Annotated in this window: 3 protein-coding genes; 2 read left to right on the plus strand and 1 reads right to left on the minus strand. The window is 60.8% G+C overall.

Annotated elements, in window-relative coordinates:
- Positions 1 to 106 precede the first annotated feature (106 nt).
- A complete protein-coding gene (locus tag ACW9I6_RS31620) occupies positions 107 to 1471 on the minus strand; it encodes a formimidoylglutamate deiminase (RefSeq protein WP_457340215.1) in 1365 nt (454 codons plus the stop codon).
- Between the two features lie 78 nt (positions 1472 to 1549).
- Between ACW9I6_RS31620 and hutC the strand changes: the two genes are divergently transcribed.
- Both hutC and ACW9I6_RS31630 read left to right on the plus strand, forming a co-directional pair.
- Positions 1550 to 2329: a histidine utilization repressor gene (gene hutC, locus ACW9I6_RS31625; RefSeq protein ID WP_173406113.1), complete on the plus strand. Its 780-nt coding sequence runs from the start codon at positions 1550 to 1552 to the stop codon at positions 2327 to 2329.
- Entirely contained in the window at positions 2326 to 2886 is a 561-nt protein-coding gene (locus ACW9I6_RS31630; RefSeq protein ID WP_003217978.1) for a HutD/Ves family protein, read from the plus strand. The genes hutC and ACW9I6_RS31630 overlap by 4 nt, the downstream gene beginning before the upstream one ends.
- Positions 2887 to 3210 lie beyond the last annotated feature (324 nt).

Below are 3210 nucleotides of genomic sequence, written 5' to 3' on the forward strand. Positions count from 1 at the left end.
GGGGAGGGGGCGTGCTGGAGAAGGAGTGGGGAAAGCAACAGGGGGGGGTGAGTGACCCAATGTGGGAGCGAGCAAGCCCGCTCCCACATTTGTTGTGTGTCGTCTGTCAGCCCAGCAAATCCCGCAAGACCTGGGTAAACGCCCGGCTGCTGTCTTCTTCGGCGGCGTGGTGCCCGTCGCGCACCACCCACTTCCCGTTGACCAGCACGTCGCGCACCTGGCGATCACCACCGGCAAACAACCAGCGATTGAGGATCCCGTCTTCGTTCGCTGTCGCCAGGTACGGATCGTTGCCGTCCAGCACCAGCCAGTCCGCACGTTTGCCAACTTCAAGGCGCCCAATCGGCTGCCCCAGCGCTTCGGCACCGCCGTCCAGCGCGGCATCGAACAGCGTACGCCCAACCATCGGCTGATCGCTGCGATACAGCCGGTTGCGCCGCTGGTCCCGCAGCCGCTGCCCATATTCCAGCCAGCGCAATTCTTCCACCACGCTCAGTGACACATGGCTGTCGGAACCAATCCCCATGCGCCCGCCCTGGGCCAGGAAGTCCACCGCCGGGAAAATCCCGTCGCCCAGGTTGGCTTCAGTGGTCAGGCACAACCCGGCAATCGCCCGGCTCCTGGCCATCAACGTCACTTCTTCCGGATTGGCGTGGGTGGCGTGCACCAGGCACCAGCGCTGATCCACTTCAACATGGTCATACAACCATTGCAGCGGGCGCTGGCCGCTCCAGGCCAGGCAGTCGTCGACTTCCTTCTGCTGCTCGGCGATGTGGATATGCACCGGGCACGCCTTGTCGCTGGCGGCCAGCACTTCGCTGATCTGTTGCGGTGTGACGGCGCGCAGCGAGTGGAAACACAGGCCCAGCCGTTGTGCCGGTTGCGCGGCCAGAATCGGTTGCAGGCGTGATTGCAGGCTCAGGTAATTTTCGGTGCTGTTGATAAAGCGGCGCTGGCCTTCATTGGGGGCCTGGCCGCCGAAACCGGAGTGGCTGTAGAGCACCGGCAACAACGTCAGGCCGATACCGCTGCTGGCGGCGGCCTGGCTGATTTGCCGCGACAGCTCCGCAGGGTCGGCATAGGGCTGGCCGCTGACGTCGTGGTGCACGTAGTGAAATTCGGCCACCGAGGTGTAGCCGGCCTTGAGCATTTCGATATACAACTGGCGCGCGATGACCTGCAACTGGTCGGGGCGGATCTTGCCGACCATCCGATACATCAGGTCGCGCCAGGTCCAGAAACTGTCATTCGGGTTGCCGGCCACTTCCGCCAGCCCGGCCATCGCGCGCTGGAAAGCGTGGGAATGCAGGTTCGGCATGCCCGCCAGCACGGGGCCCCTGAGCTGTTCGGCACCGTCTGCACTGGCGTTGGGCTCAACCTTGGTCAGCAGGCCATCGGCGCTGACTTCAAGACGTACATCGTTGGCCCATCCATTAGGCAGCAGCGCGCGTTCGGCAAAGAAAGCGGACATGATTCAGGCACCCCAGTCGTGTGTTTATTTGTATATACATATACAGACGTTTGCCTGCTCGGTAAACTCCGGCAAGCTATGCTTCTTTTTCACCTACAAGGATTTCCTGTGTCGACTCCGCCCGCCAAGTCTCCACTGGCTGCCCACATGGACGAAAGTCCAGCGCCCTTGTATGCCCGCGTCAAACAGATGATCAGCCAGCAGATTCTCAACGGCAACTGGCCGCCGCATTATCGCGTGCCTTCGGAGAGCGAACTGGTCAACCAGTTGGGCTTCAGCCGCATGACCATCAACCGCGCCCTGCGCGAGTTGACTGCCGAAGGCCTGCTGGTACGCATGCAAGGTGTGGGCACCTTTGTCGCCGAGCCCAAGAGCCAGTCGGCGCTGTTTGAAGTGCACAACATTGCCGATGAGATCGCCTCCCGCGGTCATCGCCATACGTGCAAGGTCATTACCCTCGGGGAAGAAGCCGCCGGTTCCGAGCGCGCCGTCGCGCTGGAAATGCGCGAAGGCGGGCGGGTGTTCCACTCGTTGATCGTGCACTACGAAAACGACATTCCGGTGCAAATCGAAGACCGTTTCGTCAACGCCCTGGTAGCACCGGAATACCTGCAGCAGGATTTCACCCAGCAAACGCCCTATGCCTACCTCAACCAGGTGGCGCCGCTGACCGAAGGCGAGCACGTGGTCGAGGCGATCCTGGCCGACGCCGACGAATGCAAGCTGCTGCAAATCGAAACCAGCGAGCCATGCCTGCTGATTCGCCGCCGCACCTGGTCTGGCCGCCAGCCGGTCACGGCCGCACGTTTGATCCACCCCGGTTCCCGTCATAGCCTGGAAGGACGTTTCAGTAAATGAGTTCGATGAAAGTCTGGCGCGCTACCGATTACATTCGCATGCCGTGGAAAAACGGTGGCGGCAGCACTGAAGAAATCACCCGTGACGCGGGGGAGGGCCTGGACGGTTTCGGCTGGCGCCTGTCGATTGCCGATATCGCCGAGTCGGGCGGGTTCTCCACCTTTGCCGGGTACCAGCGCATTATCACCGTGCTGCAAGGCTCGGGCATGGTGCTGACGGTGGATGGCGAGGAACAACTCGGGTTGTTACCGCTGCAGCCATTCCCGTTCAAGGGTGACAGCCAGGTGTCCTGCCGCTTGATCGGCGGGCCGATCCGCGATTTCAACCTCATCTATTCGCCGCAGCGCTATCAAGCGCGGTTGCAATGGATGGACGGCACGCAGCGTTTCTTCAGTGCCGCGCACACCGTGCTGGTGTTCAGCGTGGCCGATGAAGTGAAGGTGCTCGGTGAGCGGCTGAACCGTCACGACTGCCTGCAACTGGACGGTAACACCGGCCTGCTGGACGTCAGCGTGACTGGCCGTTGCTGCGTTATCGAATTGACTGCCGCCGCCTGAACAGGTGGGGGTTTCTTCCCCCACATTTTGTTTCCCTCTTCCCGCACCAACTTGTTACCGAACGCCCCAGCATGGCGCAAAGCCCTGCCTCGATGACAAGTCTCCCGCACTGTAAAAATCCCCCGTAAGAAAATTCATCATGCTGCGAAGCCTTGTTTTCCAAGGCTTCCACCCTCGTCCCGGAAAAATCTTCAAACCTTGCGCGCAAAGTTGGCCGCTTGATTGCATATGCTTGTATGTACAAGTAAAGATGTGTGCGTAAGAGTCCGTGAACTTCCTCTTCGCACCCATCAATGTTCGCGCATTGATCGTTGAGGATTTTTT

This window comes from Pseudomonas sp. SDO5522_S412, from assembly GCF_054071215.1.